Raw genomic sequence first — 20835 nt, forward strand, 5'->3', positions numbered from 1 at the left:
TCATACAATGAAAACAGCAGTAATTTTCTGGAGCGGAACAGGCAACACAGAGGCTATGGCAAACGCCGTCGCAGAGGGCGCAGGCGTATCGGCCGTGCAGGTATCGGCATTTGACGGCGATGTGTCGGAATATGATGCCCTTGCACTCGGCTGCCCTGCAATGGGCGCAGAGGAGCTTGAAGACTCTGAGTTCGAGCCGTTCTTCTCAGGGATAGAAGGTAAGATAAGCGGCAAGAAGATAGCCATTTTCGGCTCATACGACTGGGGCGACGGCGAATGGATGCGCCTGTGGGCTGACAGAGTAAAAGCAGCCGGTGCAGAGCTTATCGGCGGCGAGGGGCTTATCTGCAACAACACCCCTGATGATGATGCGCTTGCAAAGTGTAAAGAGCTTGGCAGCAAGATAAAATAACACAGCCATTTAAGGCAACACCGCACGAAGATTGTGCGCAAATTGCGCAGTCAGCTTTTTCGTCAGATTACACAGATTTCCCGAAGGAATACTACCGTATTTCAAGGAAAAAATGTGTAATATGACGGAAAAGATGCAAGTAAGTTGCGTACAAAGCCTTCAGGCGGTCTTTGTGCGGTGTTGCCTTAATATCCCTTCCTCAATAAATATGTGAAAGCTGTCGGGAACACAACCCGGCGGCTTTTGCGGTTAGTCATAACTAACAAAATTAAGGTTGTCATAAGCTAACCGTTTTGGCAATAATACGAATATAGAGTAAAACCCTTGACAAAACGGCAGTTAGCAGTGTATAATTATGTCAGAAAGTTAGATTTAGCTAACCAAATAGAAGGAGGGATACGTTATGCCTTTGCTATCAGCAAATAGAGGCGAAAGCTACACGATAACCCGTATAGGCGGCTCTGCCGAGGTAAAAAAGCATCTTGAAGACCTGGGCTTTACTGTCGGCGGAAAGGTGACTGTTATCTCAGAAATGGCAGGCAACCTGATAGTCAACGTCAAGGAAACAAGAGTAGCTGTGAGCCGTGAACTGGCTATGAAGATAATGGTTTGAGGAGGGAAAGAAAATGACACTCAGAGATGCGAAGATAGGCGACACCGTGACTGTCAAAAAGCTCACGGGAGAGGGCGCAGTCAAGCGCAGGATAATGGACATGGGGCTTACCAAAGGAACAGCCGTATCCATCCGCAAGGTGGCACCGCTCGGTGACCCGATAGAAATAACAGTAAGAGGCTATGAGCTTTCTATAAGAAAAGCCGATGCCGAAATGGTCGAGATCCTTTGAGATCTTTATTTTTTGCATATAAGTTAGCTTAGGCTAACATTTTGAAAGGAAGGAAAAAGAATGAGTATCAAAATTGCGCTTGCCGGCAACCCCAACTGCGGCAAGACAACGCTTTTCAATGCACTTACAGGCTCGAACCAGTTTGTGGGCAACTGGCCGGGCGTTACGGTAGAGAAAAAGGAGGGCAGGCTCAAAAAGCACGACGATGTGATAGTCACCGACCTGCCGGGCATCTATTCTCTGTCGCCCTACACGCTTGAGGAGGTAGTTGCGAGAAACTATCTTTTAGACGAGCGCCCCGATGTTATACTCAACATCATCGACGGCACGAATTTAGAGAGAAACCTCTACCTTACAACACAGCTGACAGAGCTCGGCATACCTGTAGTGTGCGCTGTAAACATGATGGATATAGTGCACAAGGTCGGCGACAAGATATACTTTGAAAAGCTCTCGGAAGCGCTCGGCTGCAAGGTAGTCGATATCTCGGCACTCAAAGGCAACGGCGTAGAAAAGGCAGCAGAAGCGGCTATCGCAGCTGCAAACGAGGGCTGGTCGGGCGCTGTTCACCGCTTTGACGGAAGCATCGAGCACGCACTTGCACATATCGAGGAGGCGTGCATACACGACCTGCCCGAGGAGATGCAGAGGTGGTATTCGATAAAGCTCTTTGAGCGTGACGACAAGGTTATAGAAAAGCTCGGCATCAAGGGCGACAGGCTCGCACACATCGAGGCTGACATCGCAAAGGTAGAAAAGGAAATGGACGATGACAGCGAATCTATTATCACCGGCGAGAGATACAATTACATCGCAAGCATCATCGGTGACTGCTGTGTCAGAAAAAGCAAGGGCACGCTCAGCACATCCGACAAGATAGACAGGGTTGTAACAAACCGCTGGCTGGGTCTGCCGATATTCGCAGTCATCATGTTCGCTGTATACTGGATAGCAATGGTGGGCATCGGCGCTCCGCTTACAGACTTTACAAACGACAACATCTTCGGCGACGGCTTCCACCTGTTCGCCATAGGCACCGAGGAATATGAAGCAGATGCCGAGGAATATGCATCAGCAGATGCTATAATAGGCGGCTATGAGGCTTATGTTGAGGAGAACGGCGCTGCCCCGACAGGTGAATTCACCTATGAGGTAGAGGACGAGGAGACATTAGAGATAACAGAAGAAACAGCCACCCTCACTGACTATGAGGACGCTCTCGCAAGTATGGAGAAGTTTGAAGCCGAGCCCGACCCGGCAGATTACGGCACCTTTGTCCCCTCTGTACCGGCACTCGCAGAAAAAGGCCTTGACAAGGCAGGCGCTTCCGACTGGTTAAAGGGTCTTATCATAGACGGTATCATCGCCGGTGTCGGCGCTGTACTCGGCTTTGTTCCGCAGATGCTCGTACTCTTTGCAATGCTCGCATTCTTAGAGGCCTGCGGTTATATGTCAAGAATAGCATTCGTGCTTGACAGGATATTCAGAAAGTTCGGCCTTTCGGGCAAGAGCTTCATACCTATGCTCGTAGGTGTCGGCTGCGGCGTTCCCGGTATCATGGCAAGCAGAACGATAGAGAACGAGCGTGACAGGCGCATGACTATAATGACGACTACCTTTATCCCCTGCGGCGCAAAGGTGCCCTTTATCGCAATGATAGCAGGTGCTATATTCGGCGGCTCGGCTTGGGTATCGACCTCTGCCTACTTTATCGGCATGGCGGCAATAATCATCTCGGGCATCATGCTCAAAAAGACAAAGATGTTCGCAGGCGACCCGGCACCGTTTGTTATGGAGCTTCCTGCATACCATATGCCGACTGTCAGCAACGTGCTCCGCTCGATGTGGGAGAGAGGCTGGTCGTTTATCAAGAAGGCAGGAACCGTTATCCTTATCTCGCAGATAATCATATGGTTCACAAGCCGCTTCGGCTTTGTTGACGGCGGCCTTGAAATGCTCGAAGAAGACCAGCTCGACGCATCTATCCTTGCAAAGATAGGCAGCGCTGTTGCGTGGATATTCACTCCCTTAGGTTTCGGCAACTGGCAGGCAACTGTCGCATCAATCACAGGCCTTGTGGCAAAGGAAAACATCGTCGGCACAATGGGCACGCTCTACGGCGGCGGAGACCAGACAACATGGCAGGCACTTGCTGCGGCATTCACAGGCGTTACAGGCTTTGCATTCTTGGTATTCAACCTGCTCTGCGCTCCCTGCTTTGCGGCAATGGGTGCTATCAAGCGTGAGATGAACAGCGCTAAGTGGACGGCATTCGCAATAAGCTATCAGTGCGGCTTTGCATATGCAATAGCTCTTATGATAAACCAGTTCGGCGGTCTGTTCACAGGTGATGTGAATGTTTTAGGTCTTGTATTTGCTATAGCTCTGCTTGTCGGCATCATCTATATGCTCGCAAGACCCTACAAGGAAGCAACAAAACTCGGCGGAAAACTCAGCCTCGCAGGCAGCAAGGTATAAACAGGAGGAAATGTTATGTCAGCATTCTTAAGCGCAAATATAGGGAATATAGTAGTTATACTGATACTCATAACAGTTGTAGCGCTTAGTATTCGCTCGATGATAAAGAGCAAAAAGTCCGGCAAGGGCGGCTGCGGCTGCGGCTGTGCGAGCTGCGCTATGAAGGGCAGCTGTCATACGACCAAAAAGTAAGCGTCGGGAAGAATTTTCCCTTTTCATACTTGTTTCAGGCTGTCGGTATCCCGTATACCGGCAGCTTGTTATTTATCAGATAATACTTGACATTATGCGTGATGCGTTGTATAATGATAGTATGAAAAATGCTCTCGGGGCATTAATTTTTTAGACATAAGTTAGCCTTGGCTAACACAGTGTCTTACTGTTTAAAATGCGTAAGGTCATCTCACGCAAAAATATAAAACGAAAGGAAGTATCATTATGTCATTATGGGTAAAAGGTGCATTGTTTGTAGGAGGAATGGCGGCAAGCACGCTGGGCATCAAGGCTCTCACAAGCAGAACTGCAAAGAAGGTCTACACACACACCACAGCGGCAGCTTTAAGGGGCAAGGAGAGTGTGATGGAAAGCGTAACTAAGGTAAGAGAGAGCTGCGGCGATATACTTGCAGATGCAAAGGACATAAACGATAGACAGGCAGCAGAGGAAACGGCAGACATCATCGAGGACACAGCAGAGGCCGCAGCAGAGGAGAATGAAAACTGATGAAATGTCAGATACTTCACAGCTCAAAAAGCCGTATGCGAGTGCATATGTCACAAAAGAAAATGACGCTTGCTCAGGCTGATATGCTCGAATACTATTTGCGTGCAAAGCCATACGTTTGCGATGTCAAGGTCTATGACCGCACGGGTGATGCAGTCATTATCTTCACAGACAGAGCAAGGGTGATAAGGGCGCTTGCGGCGTTTTCTTATAACGACAAGCGCACAGCCGCCCTTGTTCCCGAGCACACGGGCAGGCAGCTGAGCCGTGAGTTTGAAAACAGACTGTTTAATATGCTTGCACGGCGTGTTGTTTTCAAGCGTCTTGTGCCGGCACCGCTGAGGCTTGCGCTGTCGGTGATAAAAGCATCAAAGTATGTGCGTGAGGGCGTGCGCTCTCTTTCAAAGGGCAGGATAGAGGTCAGCCTGCTCGATGCGGTGGCGATAACCGTATCACTTCTGAGGGGCGAGTATAAGACGGCATCTTCTGTTATGTTCATGCTGGGGCTCGGTGAGCTTTTGGAGGACTGGACGCACAAGAAATCAGTCGATGACCTTGCACGCACAATGTCGCTCGGCGTTGAAAAGGTGTGGCTAAAAAGCGGCGGCACGGAAACTCTCGTCCCGATAAAGGACATAAACGAGGGCGATGAGCTGATAGTGCGCACAGGCAGCATGATACCCCTTGACGGCAAGGTGATATCGGGCGATGCCGAGGTAAATCAGGCAACTCTCACAGGCGAAGCCCTGCCTGTTCACAAGACTGCGGGCAGCTATGTCTATGCGGGAACAGTTGTTGAGAGCGGAAGCTGTGTCATTAGTGTTGACAAGGTAACAGGCAGCGGCAAATACGACCGCATCGTAAGAATGATAGAGGAAAGCGAAAAGCTAAAATCAGAGGTCGAGAGCAGGGCATCACACCTTGCTGACAAGTTGGTTCCCTACTGTCTGGGCGGCACGCTGCTCACATATCTGCTTACCAGAAACGCCACAAAGGCCGTGTCAATACTTATGGTCGATTTTTCATGTGCGCTCAAGCTCGCAATGCCCATTTCTGTGATATCCGCAATGCGTGAGGGGCAGACGCATGGAATGACGATAAAGGGCGGCAAGTTCTTAGAAGCCGTTGCCGACGCCGACACGATAATATTTGACAAGACAGGCACGCTTACCCATTCAGAGCCGAATGTCGCAAAGGTGATAACCTTCGGAGAGAATGACGAGGACGAGGCTCTGCGCCTTGCTGCCTGCCTTGAAGAGCACTACCCCCACTCGATAGCAAACGCCGTAGTCAGGGCTGCAAGCGAGCGTGGGCTGGTTCACGAGGAGCTTCATTCAGAGGTCGAGTATGTTGTGGCGCACGGCATAGCGAGCTCCATTCAGGGTGTCAAGGTCGTGCTCGGCAGCTTCCATTTTGTGTTTGAAGACGAGGGCTGCACTCTGCCCGAAGGCGAGCAGGAGAAGTTTGACACGCTGCCCGAGCAGTATTCACATCTTTTCCTTGCGGTAGGCGGTGTGCTTGCGGCGGTCATATGCATTGAAGACCCTATACGCACGGAAGCAAAGGACGTTCTCTCAAAGCTGAAAGCGCTCGGCATCAGCAAGATAGTTATGATGACAGGCGACAGCAAAAGGACTGCGCAGGCTGTTGCAAAGGCAGTGGGCGCCGATGAATTCTACGCCGAAGTGCTGCCGGAGGACAAGGCTGAATATGTAAGGCGTGAAAAGCGTGCCGGCAGAAAGGTTATAATGATAGGCGACGGAGTAAACGACTCCCCTGCTTTGTCAGAAGCCGACGCAGGCGTTGCGATAAGCTCGGGGGCAGCCATTGCAAGAGAGGTCGCAGACATAACCATATCTGCCGATGACCTTAACTGTCTTGTTACGCTGAGGGAGCTGTCATCTGCCCTTATGAAGCGCATAAATGCAAACTACCGAAGCATTATAGGCTTTAACTTCGGGCTTATGGTGCTGGGTGCTGCCGGTGTGCTTGCCCCGACAACATCAGCGCTGCTGCACAATTCCTCAACGCTTGCTATCTCTCTTGCAAGCATGAGGGATTATCTTGGATAGCATATAAGCATTTAAAAAGCAATTACCGCCCGACAGAACCGATTATCTGTCGGGCGGTTTTTATTGCATGGTACAGCAAAGACCGACTCTGCTGAAATTGTCATATCAAGAGTCTTTTCTGCGCTGTCCCTCTGTTTTTGGCAAAAATCATCACAAGGCTCATGCCAAAAGCCGGAATGATATAATAACACAGCCTGCACTAAAACTAAGGCAACACCGCACGAAGATTGTGCGCAAATTGCGCAGTCAGCTTTTTCGTCAGATTGCACAGATTTTCCGAAGGAATACTACCGTATTTCAAGGAAAAAATGTGTAATATGACGGAAAAGATGCAAGTAAGCTGCGTACAAAGCCTTCAGGCGGTCTTTGTGCGGTGTTGCCCTAAGTACAGGCTGCTTTTGCTATTCATTTAAAAGTCCTTCAATGCCATCTTCTTTAAAGACCTTTTTGTAATGCTCAAGCTGTTCTGATATAAGGTCGTCTATCACCTGCATACCAAGCAGCTCAACAGGAGCTTTATCGTCAGTCAGAACATTTCCTTCACTTTCATACCATTCAAGCCCTGTGCCGACTTCCTTCATAAAGCCTTTCAGCTCATCGTCGGTAAGCGCTTCTGTGTTGCTTTGAAAGCGCATCAGCATATCCTTGCTGTTTGATGCAAAAAGCTCACGGTTTGTGGCGTTCTTTACCGGGATAGTGTAAACATAGTCAAAAACCTCGCAAATAGTGTCACTTAATGCGTAGTTGATGCTGCCCTTTTTGTCGGAATGCATATTCATATTGACTACCATCACTCCGCCGGGCTTTAAGCAGTCGTTTACCAGCCTGAAAAACTCCACCGAAGACATCTGAAACGGGATAGTTATATCCTGGTAGGCATCTACCATTATAACATCGTACTTCTTATGCTCCTTATCCCTTCTGAGCCCGTTAAGATAAGCTCTGCCGTCATATGTTACGACGTTTATATCATCATCAAGGTCAAAATACCTGTAGGCAAGCTCTGTGATGCTTTCGTCTATCTCTACGGCATCTATCTCCGTTTCGGGGAAGTACGCCCGGCACTGTGTCGCATATGTTCCCGTACCGTTTCCAAGTATCAGTATATCGCTGCTCTCGCCTGCTTCCGACATGAGCGGTGCTGCCATTGCCGTATCATAATACAGCCCGGAAAGGCCGCCCTGCTTCATATATACAGACTGCACGCCGAAAAGCACATTCGTGGATAATACTGCCCTTTGGCCGTCTTCCTTGACCTGCAGGTAATTATATACGCTCTCGCCCTCGTAGGCAAGCGTTTTTTCCCAGAAAGCAAAGCCAATAGATGTACTTAGAATACACAGCGCTGCGAACATGACCGCTGTTACTGCAACGAATATCTTCTTTCTTTTGCAGGACACAAAGTAAATAACACCGAGAACAAACAGTATGCCCGAGAATATAAGAAAAGTCACGGCTGTTCCTACTGCCGGTATGGTAATAAAAGTCGGGGCAAATGTACCTATTATACTGCCTATGGTATTGAATGCGCCGAGTGTGCCTACCGTCTTGCCGTTGTCATCAAGGCTGTCGGTGGTGTATTTTACAAGCGAGGGCGTTACCGTTCCAAGCAAAAAAAGGGGGAACACGAACACCGCCATACATGACAAAAACGCCGCCCATATCAGGAAATTGGTGCTTATGCTGACTAACAGCAGCGCAGATACCGCAATTATTATCAGCTTGCCGAAGAAGGGTATCGCCGCTATCCATACTGCTGATATTATCATTCGCTTGTAAAGTCTGTCGGGGTCGGGGTCTTTATCAGCCCATTTGCCGCCGAAATAGTTGCCGAGCGCCATAGCTATCATTATCGTGCCTATGATCATCGTCCACACTATCTGCGACGAGCTGAAATACGGTGCCAGCAGCCTGCTTGCACCAAGCTCTACCGCCATTACCGACATTCCGGCGAAAAACTCGGTAAGATAAAGGTATATCTTCTTTTCAAGTAGTTTACTTTTTTCTTTCATATAAAGCCTCTTTTACGGTTTATTAAGAGTTATTTTATCACATAAATAAGGTTTAGTCAACAAAATTGACATCATTTTCCTGTGTACACCCCTAAACGCTCTTGAACTGCGTCGGTGTCATGCCCTCATACCTTGCAAACAGCTTGCAGAAATAACTTCCGCTGCAAAAGCCGACACTTTCGGCGATATCCTCTATCGACATATCGGTAGACCTTAACAGCTCCTTTGCGGCCTGTATGCGGCGCTTGGCTATGTATTCCATAGGGCGTGAATTGAGATAGCGCTTAAAAAGCCTGCAAAGCTGCTGCTTTGAAAGATCCGTCACCTCGCAAAGCTCCGACATTGTTATCTTGTTCTTAAAGCAGTTGTTGATATGGTCTATCGCCGTCACTATCGCCTTGTTTGAAGTCCTGACAACACGCTCGCTGTTTTTCTGTCCTGCAAGCTCTATGAGAAAATTATACAAATACCCCGACGCTCTCATATTGCCGTTTATGCTGTCACCGATTATCGACTGGTGCATTCGTGAAAAGAAATGCTCAAGCAGAGCGATATCCCTTATCTCAAACACCATTGGCCTGTCAAACCCGAGATAGTCAAGCACCCCCTTGCAGGCATACCCGTCGGGCACTACCCAGTGGATATCCCAGTCATCAGACGTGGGGTAATACTCGTGCGGATATAAAGCAGGCAGGAATATGGCGGTGTCGGGCAGAATGTCAGTGCTCTTGCCGTCGATGCACAGCACACCGCTCCCCCTTGTACAGTAAAGCACCTGCGAAAAAGCAAAGCCGCTGCTGCGTGCGGTGTGTGGCTGGCAGGTGTGCTTGCCTATGTTGTCTATAAACAGCGGCAGTCCGAGCTCGTTGTTCTTTATCGGGTAGTCACAGAAAAACATTTACAATTCCCTCCTTGATTGATGATACTATTGTTATATTACAATACTATCATTTATTGACTTTTCTGTCAAGAGATATATAATATATACAACAGGTTCTTTGTCACAGAAATAATTGGAGGCTACTATTATGAAAGCAAAAAGATTTATAGCAGCAGTTATGACATCGGTCCTGGCATTCGGTACAGTGCTTCACGCAAGCGCTATGACAGAACTTACAATGAGCAGCGTTGCACACAAATTCGATATTGGTTCAGATGAAGCAGGCGGCTCGGGAGTTGAAAAAGACGACGAGAGCGGCAGAGGCCAGAACTGGATAAAGGTCATACAGCCATTTAACGAGGCAAAACCTCACCGAAGAGTTTGCAGACCCCGATGTGGCGGCCGTTGCGGTCACTTTTGAGATATCAAACTGGTCGGGCAAGGAATTTAAGGCAATACCGCACGACCATTGTGCGTCAGACACGCAGTCGGATTTTTTGTCAGATTGCCCAAATTAACCGCAGGAATACTATCGTATATTCCGTATACTAAAGTATGCGGAGGTGAATTTGGGTGATATGACGGAAAATCTGCAAGTGTATGGCGTACAAAGGCTTGTGCCGGTGGTCGTGCGGTATTGCCTTAATGTCGGCTGGGGTGCGCTGATAACATACTACGACGAGTCGGGTAACTGGTACGGCTTTGACGATTTCAAGGGCATTTCCGACTACGTTATAAATGCAGAGGGCGAGTATACCTGCGTGTGCGATCTCGGCTCGCTCTGCATCAAAGAGAACCAGCCCTACGGCATATCGTATCTTCAGGCGCTCGAAATGGTGATCGACGGCGTTGACGAGGGCGACAAGACAAACATTGAAGTCAAGGGCGTAAGAGCCTACTACAACGGCGAAGCAATAGAAGACGCAGTAATGCCCGACGGCACAAAAATACCGATAGCAACAGCCGCACTTATAGTTGAGGGCGATGAGAGTTCAGACGATGCTTCTTCCTTAGACAGCTCGCAGCAGGACAGCAGGACAGCAGAAAGCACCACCGAAAGCAGCGCACCCGACAGTTTATCGGCAGCAGACAACTCTTCCGTTGCCGAAAGCTCAAAGACAGACGGATCATCAAAGAAAGAAAGCGACAGCAGCTCGTCAATGCCGGCTATACTGACAGCGGCAGGTGCAGCGGTGTTTGTTGCAATTATTGCAGTTATCATAAAGAAAAAGAAATAAAGGACGGTACATATGAACATTAAAACTATATCCAGACCCGGCAGCCCCAAAAGCTATATGACCTGCCACGAAGACCCGGAGACGCTTCACATAGGCACGCTTGAAAGCCACGCATATTTTATTCCCTTTGCAAAGGGGCAGGACGCATTTGCAGAGCGTGAAGAGTCAGCTCTTTTTGAGCTGTTAAACGGCGAGTGGGACTTTGATTATTACAACAGCATAATAGATATGCCCGATGATTTTATCAAGCAAGGCAGGGGCAGGATACCCGTGCCCTCAAACTGGCAGCTTCACGGTTTTGACAAGGCGCAGTATACGAACATAAACTTTCCCTTACCCTACGATCCGCCGTATGTTCCCGATGATATACCCGTAGGAGTTTACGGTACAGACTACCAGTACTCCTCCAACGGTATGCGCCGTATCCTCTGTTTTGAAGGAGTTGACAGCTGCCTGTATCTTTACATAAACGGGCAGTTTGCAGGCTATTCGCAGGTATCGCACCACACGTCGGAATTTGATATAACAGACCTTCTTCACGAAGGCACAAACCGCATAACCGCAGCCGTGCTCAAATGGTGTGACGGCACCTATCTTGAAGATCAGGACAAGTTCAGGCTCTCAGGCATCTTCCGTGATGTGTATATGCTCTCACGCCTCGAAAACAGGCTTGAAAATTACCGTATCACCGCCGATGACCAGGGCAGGCTGGCTGTATGCGCCACCGGCGCAGCGGCAAAGCTCAGGCTTTATGATAAAGACAGACTTATCAGTGAGGGCGAGGTGTCGGAAGAAAACAGCTTTGAAACGACAGTTGAAAACGCAAAGCTCTGGTCGGCCGAGAGCCCTTATCTCTACCGCCTGGAAATAGAAACAGATAATGAGCTTATCGGCGAGCGTGTGGGTTTTAGAAAAGTTGAGATAACAAACGGCATTTTCAAGCTAAACGGCAGGCATATAAAGCTGCTCGGTGTCAACCGCCACGACAGCTACCCCGACACGGGCTACTATGCCGACAGGGAGAAAATGCGCCGTGACCTTACACTGATGAAGCGCCACAACATAAACGCCGTTCGTACCTCGCACTACCCGAATGCACCTGAGTTTTACGCCATGTGCGACGAGCTGGGGCTGTATGTTATAGACGAAGCCGACCTCGAAACACACGGCTGCGTGAATGTATATAACGACCTTAAATGGTCGCGGGAAAACAGCTACAACGGCATAGCACTTATAGCAAAAGACCCGATGTTCAAAACCGCTATCCTTGACAGAGAGCGGCTGCTCGTAAGCCGTGATATAAACCGTCCGTGCGTTCTGATGTGGTCACTCGGCAACGAGTCGGGCTGGGGCGAGAATATGCGAGAGGGCGCAAAGCTGATAAAATCGCTTGACAGCACTCGCCCTGTTCACTACGAGAGCACACACAGGCTCGATGACACATCAGACGATGTTCTCGATATGGTGTCGGAGATGTACACAAGCACCGAAGACATACGCAAATTCCTTGACCGAGAAGACGAAAAGCGCCCGTTTATCCTCTGCGAATACTGCCACGCTATGGGCAACGGCCCCGGCGACTTGGAGGATTACTTTGAGGTCTTCTCATCAAGCGACAGGCTGATAGGCGGCCTTGTGTGGGAGTGGGCAGACCACGCCGTTATTTTAGGATACACCGAGGACGGCAAGCCGAAATACGGCTACGGCGGCGACAGCGGCGAGCGCCACGACGACGGCAACTTCTGCATGGACGCACTCTGCTACCCTGACAGGACACCGCACACAGGGCTGCTCGAAGTAGGGCAGGTATATCGCCCCGTGCGTGTTACAAAGGGCAGCACGGCTGACAGTTTTATAATAAACAGCCAGCTAAGATTTATAGATGCAGGCGAGTATCTTTCCTGCAAGTGGGAGATAACTTCATCTGACGGAAAGATGTCAGAGGGTGAGTTTAACTTCTCCGTGCCGCCTATGGGCAGCAGCGAGATAGTTATACCCGAAGTATCGGGCAGCTTTGAAAAAGACAGCTATATCCGCTTTATCTTCACCGCCAAAAACGGCTACTCGGTATTTGCTGACGGTGAGGAAATATGCTTTGAGCAGATAAAGATATTCACATCGCAAAAAGCGATTTCTCCCACCAACGGCAAAACGCCCGAATACACCGAAACGCCGCTTGAATACACCATAACCGCAGGCGATAAGAGATATATCTTCAACCGCCGCACAGCGCAGTTTGACGGCATTTTCAAGGGAGATAAGAACATTCTCGCAAGGCCGATGCAGTATAACTTCTTCCGTGCGCCTGTTGATAACGACACTATGAAACAGGACTGGTACTCAGCGCACCTTAACGACTACATCATAAAAGTATATGAAACAAGCATTTCGCAGGAGCAGGGCTGTGTTGTCATCAGCACAAGCCAGTCATTCGGGTGGAGCATTCACCAGCCGTTTGCAAAAATGCAGGCAGTCTACCGCATTGACGGGAGTGGCATAAATGTCGGGTGCGAGGCCGAGTTTTCAAACAAGGTCGAGTTGCTCCCACGCTTCGGGCTAAGGCTTTTTGTTCCGAAAGACTATGATGATGTGGCGTACTACGGCTACGGCCCTTATGAGAGCTACATCGACAAGCACTATGCAAGCTATGTTGGCTTATTCAGGGCTGATATCGCCGATATGCATGAGGACTATATCAGGCCTCAGGAAAACGGCTCGCACTACGGCTGCACGGAAATGAGTGTGAGCGACGGAGCAACGAAACTCACATTCACACAGCCCGAAGGCTTTTCGTTCAGCGCATCACAGTACACGCAGGAGGAGCTTGCAGCAAAGCGCCACAACTTCGAGCTTAAAAAGTGTGAGCACAATGTCATCTGCGCAGACTTCAAAATGGCAGGCGTCGGCTCGGCAGCCTGCGGCCCGCAGCTTGCCGACAAGTACAGGATCCCCCTGCCCAAAGTCTCGGGCAGCATAAGGATAGAAATACGGTAGGGAGCGAAATGAAGATAAGGCCATTACTTCTTGCAGCGGCTATGCTGCTCTTTACAGGCTGCGGCGCAAATGACAGCAGCTCGCAGCAGGATATCCCGAAGGCTGAGGAAAACAAGCTCACCGCTCTTGAAGCGACAAAGCTCATGGGCAACGGCATAAACTTAGGCAATACGATGGAGGCCTACGGACACGAGATGTTTATCAACGACCCCGATGCCGATCCGACAGACTATGAAAGCCTGTGGGGTATGCCATACACAAATCAGCTCGTCATAGACGGCATGAAGGCTTCGGGCTTTAAGGCAACACCACACGAAGATTGTGCGCAAATTGCGCAGTCAGCTTTTTCGTCAGATTGCACAGATTTTCCGAAGGAATACTACCGTATTTCAAGGAAAAAATGTGTAATATGATGGAAAAGATGCAAGTAAGTTGCGTACAAAGCCTTCTGGCGGTCTTTGTGCGGTGTTGCCTTAACACTTTGCGAATACCTATTGCGTGGACAAACGGCATGAAATACGAAGAGGGCGACTATACGATAGACGAGCGCCTTTTCAAGCGTATCGAAGAGGTAGTCGGCTATGCCGAAAAGAACGATATGTATGTTATCATCAACGACCACTGGGACGGCGGCTGGTGGGCAAAGTTCGGCTCGGCATCGGAAGAGACACAAAAACAGGCTATGGATATGTACACATCAATGTGGACACAGATAGCCGAGCGTTTTCGTGACCATAACTACAAGCTCATATTTGAATCCGCAAACGAGGAGCTTGGCGACTGCCTGAATAACAAAGAACTCTGCGAGGATTCGGGCACGCTCTCAGAGGACGAGGTATATGAAAAGATATATGAGATAAACAGCGCCTTTGTAAAGACCGTGCGCTCGACAGGCGGTAACAACGAGCAGCGTTTTCTGCTCATTGCAGGCTACAACACTGACTTTGACCACACCTGCGATGACAGATACAAAATGCCCGAAGACACAGCAGACAGCAAGCTGATGATATCGGTGCACTACTACGGCCCGTGGGATTACTGCGGAACAAAGGCGGTCAACTCGTGGGGCTCGCCCATACAGTACGAGGAGCAGAACGAAACGCTCAAACGAATGACCAAGTTCACCGAAAAAGGCTGCGGCGTTGTAATAGGCGAATACGGTGTTCTCACAGACAGCAAGCCGGAACCCAAGCCCGACACAGATATCTACTACACAAACTTCCTGGACAACTGCGACCTTTACAACTACTGCCCCGTGCTGTGGGACTGCAACGGCATATATGTACGGCGTGAGGGAAAGATAGCAGACGAAACTATCGCAAAGCTCTTCCTTGACAGGAGCTTATCGGCATACTCATCGCTTACCGATGAGCAGATAAAACAAAATGCCGAAAAGAGCATGGCACAGTCGCTTGAAAATGCGCAAAACAGAATGTCTGATGACGGCGATATCCCCGTAAGCGATGACACGGCAGTTGCTTGGATAATGTATCAGAGCAGCGACTACTCCGTTTCCTACTGCGTAGGCGATATTTACGACCCGACAAACAAGACCGTCGGCGTAAAGGCTAAAAACGCCCTTATAACAGGAAAGGGGAGATATACCGTCAGCCTTGACCTCACAAAAGCTGGCGGGGGGAACGGTGTAAACTTCTCGGCACTCGGCATATACAACGGCGAGGAGTTTTACAAGGACTATGTTATAACCCTCAAAGACTTCAAAGTAAACGGCGAGAGCATAGCCCTTGACGGCAAGGGCTACACCTGCACTGACGACGGGAGCTGCACAAGAATGAACCTCTGCAACGGCTGGGTGACAAGCGTTCCGAAAGACATAAGAATAAACGACGGCACCCCCGAAGAAGCTTCAGCACAGATATGGAAGACAACTGAAAAAGACAAGATAGAAACAATCGAGATAACCTTTGATTATGAGCCTAAGGCTTAAGGCAACACCGCACGAAGATTGTGCGCAAATTGCGCAGTCAGCTTTTTCGTCAGATTGCACAGATTTTCCGAAGGAACACTACCGTATTTCAAGGAAAAAATGTGTAATATGACGGAAAAGATGCAAGTAAGTTGCGTACAAAGCCTTCAGGCGGTCTTTGTGCGGTGTTGCCTTAAAAATAGCAGGCAGGGCGGCTTTTCTCAGGCAGACAGAGCTTATGACAGGGCAGCCCAAACAGCCGCTCACCGTTGTGCTGCTCGACCTTGACGGGCTCAAATACATCAACGATACCTTCGGGCATCTTGAAGGCGACTACGCAATATCAGCCGCCGCAGGCTGTCTGCACAGGGTATGCAGCGACGGGATATGCACTCGCTACGGCGGTGATGAATTCGTTGCCCTGTTAAAAGGCGAGGCCGACTGCGAGAACCTGCGCCGGGCACTCGCAGAGCAGCTCGATGCCTGCAACTCGGGCTCGGGCAAGCCGTACACCATATCTGCAAGCATCGGCATATACACAGGTACCGGCGAGAGCATAGATGTAATGATCTCCAAAGCTGACGAGATAATGTATGAGGAAAAATCACACAAGCCGAACAGGCGGAGATGAAATAAAAAGCAGACCCACCACTCAAAGGTCAGCACCACGACCGACTATTATTCCCATATGCTCAAAGACGCAGACGACATCTCGGCTGAGACAATAGCCGATGTTATGCTAAGGCACAAGGGGGGCGTAACCCCCACCGACAAATATTTACCGCCCGACAGAAATAATAGATCTGTCGGGCGGTATTTTCTACATACAGCAATATAAATATTTAAAACCTCCAAAGTCCCTATCAGCGGCATCTGCCAAGAGCCAAAACCAAAAATAGTGTCCTAATAGTGCCCTGAGGCCAGAAAAGCAGGCGGGAAACTATATGGATTTATGAAAGCATACATCATATTTAGAAAACATTACTCCGCCCTCTGATATTTCGCTTTCAGCTCTGCCATGATCTGCCGGAAACTCGCCTGACGGCCGGCATATCGGTCGAGGTTGCGTTTGCTTGCTTCGCTCAGTGTGAGCCCCTCGACGCCCATGTTCCGGCAACGCTTTGGATCATCTTTTTGTGTTGTTCAGGGCTTACAGGGGTTATCTGTGCTTGTGTTTTCATATTCATACACCCTGTTTGGTTTTTGTGGTTTTGAAATAATTATACTGCCTTAATAAACAAGCAATTGAAACTTTCGGGAATTTGTGCTATACTTTATAGGATAAAGATCATTGCAAAGAGAAGGCACTTTAATGAAGTATAGATCATTAGCATTGACTCTGACCCTTGCGCTTCTGACAGCTCCGCTGGCAGGCTGCAACGGAAAGTCATCAAGATCGGAGACGGTTTCAGGCAAGATTAATACATCACAAACGGAAAGTCAGCCTGCTTCTGAAAAGCTCGAGGACAGCACTCTGTTCATCTATATGTGCGGCTCAAATCTTGAAACAAAAAAGGGGCTTGCAGGAAAGAATATTGATGAGATACTTTCCGCCGATATAAGCGAAGATCTGAATATCGTTATAGAGACAGGCGGTGCGCTTGAATGGCAGTCTTACGGTATTGACAGCAGCGTTCTTTCAAGGTATGAGGTAGTTGACGGGCAGCTCTCTCTTGTTGAAACGCTTGACGGGGCAAGCATGGGCAATGAAAGCACGCTTTCCGGTTTTCTTGTCTGGGGGCAGGAAAACTATCCAAGTGAGCATAATATGTTTATATTCTGGGATCACGGTGCAGGACCGACAGAAGGTGTCTGCTTTGATGAAAAATATGATTATGATTCCCTAACGCTTCCTGAATTATCATCAGCCTTTGAAAATGCAGGGCTTTCAAAGAGATTTGACATCATCGGCTTTGATGCCTGCCTTATGGCATCTATTGAGACCGCCGCCATTGTCAAGGACTATGCCGATTTTATGATAGCATCGGAAGAGATAGAGCCCTCGGGCGGCTGGGATTACAAGGCTCTTATCGAAGCCCTGGGTTCGGATAAGGAAAGCCTTGAGATCGGCAAAAAGGTCTGCGATTCATATATGGAAAAATGCAAAGCAAACGGCAAGGAGCTGCTCTCGACGCTGTCGGTATTTGACCTGTCCTTTACAGACGATATGCTGAAACAGCTCGAATTTACAACACAAAGTCTTATTGAGGATAGAACAGGCACTTCACACTTTTCGAGCGTTCTTGCGGCAATGAGAAAGAGTGAGAAATTCGGCGGTTCAAATTCATATCAGGGAAGCTCGAACCTTATTGACCTTGTCAACTTTGTAGCTAATGTCACTGAATATGAATCGACCAATGCCACTGATGTTTTTATCACTGCAAGTCAGTTTATTCCATATACCGTAAACGGCGGAACAAGAAAAACAAGGGGAGTATCATTCTTTTATCCGCTGGTCTATGACAGGCAGGCGATAGCTGACTATATTTCCGTAGGTATAAGTGAGGATTACAATAGCTTTCTTACAAGATACTTTTTAAATGCTCCGGATACGACAATAGAATATGCCGATAAAGGCAGCATAGCTGATGACGGAGCATTTTCCGTAGCTCTTACACCCGAGAGCATTTCATACATAAGCTCTGTTGATTTTATTCTTTCACATACAGATGATGACGGCACACAGCACATAGTATGCACAGATAATAATATTGACAAGAACTGGGAAAACCTTGTATTCAAAAGCAATTTCCGAGGTGTAGATCTTGCGCTTGACGGACACAGGCTGTTTTACTCCTCTTTAAGCGACAACGGTGAATACATAAGCTTCTCCTCTCCTGTATTGGTAAACGGCGAGCATACTGATCTTCTGTTTACATTTGTCATCAATGAAGAATACTTAAACGGCGGCTATTATGAGATCCTTGGAACTTGGGACGGCTATGATGAAAACGGTCTGCCCGACACGGATATCAAGCCCCTTAAACAGGGCGACAAAATACAGGTAGTGACTGATGTTACTATGGAAAAAGGTATGCCGAAGGAGCACTACGGCAAGGAATTTACAATAGGTGAAAACGGCGGCGAAATAAGAGAGCAGCCCCTTGAAGAAAAACAGTATCAGTACACCTATGTAATGACGGATATTTTCGGTTACACTTTTATTTCCAATATGGCGACATTTGAGATGACTGTGAGCTATGATGAGCTTTCGAAAGATCCCCTGCCCGACGGGAGCTATGCCGCAAAGGTGATCGACATAAGCCCCAACACAATACAATATGAAGCAGGAAGCTATTGACAACACAAAACTGCCCCTCCGCAGATATTTCTGCAGAGGGGCAGTTTGTCGTAAATGACAGTTATTCTAAGGCAACACCGCACGAAGATTGTGCGCAAATTGCGCAGTCAGCTTTTTCGTCAGATTGCACAGATTTTCCGAAGGAATACTACCGTATTTCAAGGAAAAAATGTGTAATATGACGGAAAAGATGCAAGTAAGTTGCGTACAAAGCCTTCAGGCGGTCTTTGTGCGGTGTTGCCTTTATGTAATAAGCCCCCGAAACAACAACACAAGCCTCCACGCCGTTTGAAGTGTCAAAAACTGCTGCAAGCTCCTTGTTTTTCTGATTCTCCCATTCCTTGTTGCCGTCGGCATTGATAACTTCAAGCGTCAGCTCATATACCCCTTCGGGGTGAGTGATGTGAAGCGCATCATTATCAGGTAGTGTGAACTTGCTGTAATCGGTGTCATACGCTGCATCTATCCCGTCAAGCATATGCTTGGCTGTCGTGTAGTCTGCAAGGTCTTTCTTAACCTCAGTAGTATTGTCTGTCACAAATGAGCAGGCACTAAGGCACAGAGCAGACAGGCATAAAAGAGCTGCCGCTATTCTCTCGGTCAACATACTATCACCCCTCTGCTATAAAAACGCACAGCCGCCCCGAAATGCGACAAGCCTGCCGAAAGATCGTTTATATGCACAAACAAGGTGCTTACTGTTTGTGCAGAGTGCTAAGTACCCATATCATCATATTTCACCTCATGCTCTCTGTCCTCCCCGATACCATTCCGCTCGTTGCCGTTTTTGTATAGTCTGCCTGATTCTTTCTGATAGTAATAATAGTCCCCCGTTATCGCATCAACATAGAATTCGTCCTGTTCAAACGGGTCGACCATATACTGATAGCCGTCTCTGTCCGGATTGGGAGCATCGCCTGCGCTTCCGAGTTTAAACGCCCACATCGGCGTATAGCTGCGCTCCTCTGTGTCATAATGCGTTATGCAGACGTATTTAAGCTCGCACTCGGTAACGGTCACATCAAACTTCTGCGCAAGCACATCTGCGGCGAGCTTTTCCGCCTCGCTCAGCGGGATAATATTCTCGGCTTCCTTTTTGTCCTTTATCTCGCAGCTGCGGTTTAGCGCTATATAAAACCTGTCTTTATGCCTTATCTCAAAAAACAGATATTTGCCCCAAGTATAATCATAATAGGGCGAAGCATCGCCTACCTCACCAAGCCGCACACCCTCATAGGTGTTGTAGTATTTGAGCAGATAGGAATATTCATCAGCCTGCGTCGAATGTACTACCGCCGCCGCACACAGCACGGGCTTATTCCCACCGAGATACTTGTCGGTTATTGTTGCAAGCCTGCTGTCGGTAAAGGCAACAGCATCGCTTAGACGATAATCCTCGCCGCCTACGTTGTAGGAAATATCATCTGTTATCTCATCAGGGCGCAGCCGCTTGATTATTGCTGACCCCTCGCCCATAGGGTCTGCCTCACCCAGCCAGTCGATGATACAGAAGGAATTGTCAAAAAACACCTCAACGCTCAGCTCGTTGTCTTTGCAATAATAAGCATCATACACCTTATCCGGATCTTGTATTGTTTCATAGTTGCTGTGTTCAGTCTTATTAAGCAGCATCCCGTCTATGTCCTTGTTAAAAAACAGCTTTAAAATGTCAACGCCCTCGCTTCTGAGTGTATCAAGCCCCTTGCTGCTGTCACAAAGAGCCGTAATATCAAGCCGCTCATACACCTTATCAAAGCCGCTGACTTCGCAGTCGAATTTCAGGTTATCATATGTGCCGAATTTGTAGTCCTTAAGCTCCTCACGCGCCTGCTCGACAGGTACAGCTTTGGCACTTATATTATCATTCTTGTGCAAGAGCTTATAGCCCGTAAACACCACCGCTGCCGCAGCTAATATGGCGGCGGAGAGTTTTATTATGCTGCTTTTTTTCAT

18 protein-coding genes are annotated in these 20835 nt (G+C 48.5%); 14 read left to right on the forward strand and 4 right to left on the reverse strand.

The window, feature by feature from the left end:
* Positions 1–7: 7 nt before the first annotated feature.
* From CD05_RS0113640 to CD05_RS0113670, 7 genes are all read left to right on the forward strand, one after another.
* Positions 8–412, forward strand: a complete 405-nt coding sequence (locus CD05_RS0113640) for a flavodoxin (protein WP_028510947.1) — start codon at positions 8–10, stop codon at positions 410–412.
* Positions 413–815: 403 nt separating this feature from the next.
* The gene (locus CD05_RS0113645; RefSeq protein WP_028510948.1) at positions 816–1025 is read left to right on the forward strand and encodes a FeoA family protein; all 210 of its coding nucleotides are present in this window, start codon (positions 816–818) and stop codon (positions 1023–1025) included.
* Between the two features lie 13 nt (positions 1026–1038).
* Positions 1039–1257, forward strand: a complete 219-nt coding sequence (locus CD05_RS0113650; protein WP_028510949.1) for a ferrous iron transport protein A — start codon at positions 1039–1041, stop codon at positions 1255–1257.
* 60 nt (positions 1258–1317) lie between these two features.
* Positions 1318–3735: a ferrous iron transport protein B gene (gene feoB / locus CD05_RS0113655; protein WP_028510950.1), complete on the forward strand. Its 2418-nt coding sequence runs from the start codon at positions 1318–1320 to the stop codon at positions 3733–3735.
* Between the two features lie 15 nt (positions 3736–3750).
* Complete coding sequence (locus CD05_RS20400; protein WP_084262199.1) at positions 3751–3927, forward strand: FeoB-associated Cys-rich membrane protein; 177 nt, start codon at positions 3751–3753, stop codon at positions 3925–3927.
* A gap of 246 nt (positions 3928–4173) precedes the next feature.
* A complete protein-coding gene (locus tag CD05_RS0113665; RefSeq protein ID WP_028510951.1) occupies positions 4174–4458 on the forward strand; it encodes a DUF6110 family protein in 285 nt (94 codons plus the stop codon).
* Entirely contained in the window at positions 4458–6530 is a 2073-nt protein-coding gene (locus CD05_RS0113670; RefSeq protein WP_028510952.1) for a heavy metal translocating P-type ATPase, read from the forward strand. The genes CD05_RS0113665 and CD05_RS0113670 overlap by 1 nt, the downstream gene beginning before the upstream one ends.
* 401 nt (positions 6531–6931) lie before the next feature.
* On the opposite strand, the gene CD05_RS0113675 is transcribed toward CD05_RS0113670, so the two are convergent.
* The gene (locus CD05_RS0113675; protein ID WP_028510953.1) at positions 6932–8542 is read right to left on the reverse strand and encodes a fused MFS/spermidine synthase; all 1611 of its coding nucleotides are present in this window, start codon (positions 8540–8542) and stop codon (positions 6932–6934) included.
* A 91-nt stretch (positions 8543–8633) separates the two neighbouring features.
* A complete protein-coding gene (locus CD05_RS0113680; protein WP_028510954.1) occupies positions 8634–9440 on the reverse strand; it encodes an AraC family transcriptional regulator in 807 nt (268 codons plus the stop codon).
* A gap of 130 nt (positions 9441–9570) precedes the next feature.
* On the opposite strand from CD05_RS0113680, the gene CD05_RS0113685 reads away from it, so the two are divergent.
* The 7 genes from CD05_RS0113685 to CD05_RS0113715 all read left to right on the forward strand — a co-directional run bounded on the left by CD05_RS0113685 (position 9571) and on the right by CD05_RS0113715 (position 18882).
* Positions 9571–9843 carry a hypothetical protein gene (locus CD05_RS0113685; RefSeq protein ID WP_028510955.1) on the forward strand — a complete coding sequence of 91 codons (273 nt, stop codon included), beginning with the start codon at positions 9571–9573 and terminating at the stop codon, positions 9841–9843.
* A gap of 157 nt (positions 9844–10000) precedes the next feature.
* Positions 10001–10660 carry a hypothetical protein gene (locus CD05_RS0113690; protein ID WP_156947492.1) on the forward strand — a complete coding sequence of 220 codons (660 nt, stop codon included), beginning with the start codon at positions 10001–10003 and terminating at the stop codon, positions 10658–10660.
* 12 nt (positions 10661–10672) lie between these two features.
* Positions 10673–13654: a glycoside hydrolase family 2 gene (locus CD05_RS18800; protein WP_051589035.1), complete on the forward strand. Its 2982-nt coding sequence runs from the start codon at positions 10673–10675 to the stop codon at positions 13652–13654.
* An 8-nt stretch (positions 13655–13662) separates the two neighbouring features.
* The gene (locus CD05_RS18805) at positions 13663–14067 is read left to right on the forward strand and encodes a hypothetical protein (protein WP_037323031.1); all 405 of its coding nucleotides are present in this window, start codon (positions 13663–13665) and stop codon (positions 14065–14067) included.
* 8 nt (positions 14068–14075) lie between these two features.
* Positions 14076–15602, forward strand: a complete 1527-nt coding sequence (locus CD05_RS18810; RefSeq protein WP_278244792.1) for a glycoside hydrolase family 5 protein — start codon at positions 14076–14078, stop codon at positions 15600–15602.
* Between the two features lie 157 nt (positions 15603–15759).
* Positions 15760–16212: a GGDEF domain-containing protein gene (locus tag CD05_RS0113705; protein ID WP_028510957.1), complete on the forward strand. Its 453-nt coding sequence runs from the start codon at positions 15760–15762 to the stop codon at positions 16210–16212.
* Between the two features lie 681 nt (positions 16213–16893).
* Complete coding sequence (locus CD05_RS0113715; RefSeq protein ID WP_028510958.1) at positions 16894–18882, forward strand: clostripain-related cysteine peptidase; 1989 nt, start codon at positions 16894–16896, stop codon at positions 18880–18882.
* A 148-nt stretch (positions 18883–19030) separates the two neighbouring features.
* On the opposite strand, the gene CD05_RS0113720 is transcribed toward CD05_RS0113715, so the two are convergent.
* Together CD05_RS0113720 and CD05_RS0113725 are read right to left on the reverse strand one after the other, a co-directional pair.
* Positions 19031–19489 (reverse strand): hypothetical protein, encoded by a 459-nt coding sequence (locus CD05_RS0113720; protein WP_028510959.1) that lies wholly within the window; start codon positions 19487–19489, stop codon positions 19031–19033.
* Positions 19490–19596: 107 nt separating this feature from the next.
* Positions 19597–20835, reverse strand: coding sequence for a hypothetical protein (locus tag CD05_RS0113725; protein WP_028510960.1), 1239 nt, complete (start codon positions 20833–20835; stop codon positions 19597–19599).

This window comes from Ruminococcus sp. NK3A76, assembly GCF_000686125.1.
Classification (GTDB): domain Bacteria; phylum Bacillota; class Clostridia; order Oscillospirales; family Ruminococcaceae; genus NK3A76.

Coding starts and splice junctions, on each gene's coding strand:
- CD05_RS0113640 (WP_028510947.1), top strand. CDS start 8: ATGAAAACAGCAGTAATTTTCTGGAGCGGAACAGGCAACACAGAGGCT.
- CD05_RS0113645 (WP_028510948.1), top strand. CDS start 816: ATGCCTTTGCTATCAGCAAATAGAGGCGAAAGCTACACGATAACCCGT.
- CD05_RS0113650 (WP_028510949.1), top strand. CDS start 1,039: ATGACACTCAGAGATGCGAAGATAGGCGACACCGTGACTGTCAAAAAG.
- feoB (WP_028510950.1), top strand. CDS start 1,318: ATGAGTATCAAAATTGCGCTTGCCGGCAACCCCAACTGCGGCAAGACA.
- CD05_RS20400 (WP_084262199.1), top strand. CDS start 3,751: ATGTCAGCATTCTTAAGCGCAAATATAGGGAATATAGTAGTTATACTG.
- CD05_RS0113665 (WP_028510951.1), top strand. CDS start 4,174: ATGTCATTATGGGTAAAAGGTGCATTGTTTGTAGGAGGAATGGCGGCA.
- CD05_RS0113670 (WP_028510952.1), top strand. CDS start 4,458: ATGAAATGTCAGATACTTCACAGCTCAAAAAGCCGTATGCGAGTGCAT.
- CD05_RS0113675 (WP_028510953.1), bottom strand. CDS start 8,542: ATGAAAGAAAAAAGTAAACTACTTGAAAAGAAGATATACCTTTATCTT.
- CD05_RS0113680 (WP_028510954.1), bottom strand. CDS start 9,440: ATGTTTTTCTGTGACTACCCGATAAAGAACAACGAGCTCGGACTGCCG.
- CD05_RS0113685 (WP_028510955.1), top strand. CDS start 9,571: ATGAAAGCAAAAAGATTTATAGCAGCAGTTATGACATCGGTCCTGGCA.
- CD05_RS0113690 (WP_156947492.1), top strand. CDS start 10,001: ATGACGGAAAATCTGCAAGTGTATGGCGTACAAAGGCTTGTGCCGGTG.
- CD05_RS18800 (WP_051589035.1), top strand. CDS start 10,673: ATGAACATTAAAACTATATCCAGACCCGGCAGCCCCAAAAGCTATATG.
- CD05_RS18805 (WP_037323031.1), top strand. CDS start 13,663: ATGAAGATAAGGCCATTACTTCTTGCAGCGGCTATGCTGCTCTTTACA.
- CD05_RS18810 (WP_278244792.1), top strand. CDS start 14,076: ATGCAAGTAAGTTGCGTACAAAGCCTTCTGGCGGTCTTTGTGCGGTGT.
- CD05_RS0113715 (WP_028510958.1), top strand. CDS start 16,894: ATGAAGTATAGATCATTAGCATTGACTCTGACCCTTGCGCTTCTGACA.
- CD05_RS0113720 (WP_028510959.1), bottom strand. CDS start 19,489: ATGTTGACCGAGAGAATAGCGGCAGCTCTTTTATGCCTGTCTGCTCTG.
- CD05_RS0113725 (WP_028510960.1), bottom strand. CDS start 20,835: ATGAAAAAAAGCAGCATAATAAAACTCTCCGCCGCCATATTAGCTGCG.